This window comes from Vogesella mureinivorans, assembly GCF_007644035.1.
GTDB lineage: Bacteria > Pseudomonadota > Gammaproteobacteria > Burkholderiales > Chromobacteriaceae > Vogesella > Vogesella mureinivorans.
The window spans coordinates 1-262 of the sequence record NZ_VMTV02000025.1 but is presented as its reverse complement, the minus strand read 5'-3'; the positions used below and the strand labels follow the sequence as shown (position 1 = coordinate 262).

At 67.6% G+C, this 262-nt stretch carries 1 pseudogene; it reads left to right on the top strand.

From position 1 onward, the window contains the following. Positions 1 to 262 (top strand): annotated as a pseudogene (locus FLQ44_RS23435) (diadenosine tetraphosphatase); the annotation flags it as partial.

Sequence of the window (262 nt, the reverse complement as noted above, 5' to 3'; positions counted from 1 at the left end):
AATGGACGCCGCGGATCGCGCTGGCCCGCGCGCACGAGGTCGAGAGCAGGCTTGCCGGCCCCAACCACGTCAAGCTGCTGCGCGGCATGTTCGGCAACAACCCGGCGACCTGGAGCCCCAAGCTCGACGGCATGGATCGCCTGCGCGCGATCATCAACATCTGCACGCGCATGCGCTTCTGCTCGCCCAAGGGCACGATGAACTTCGACCACAAGGGCCGACCCGGCACCCAGAAGCCCGGCCTGTATCCCTGGTTCGCCGT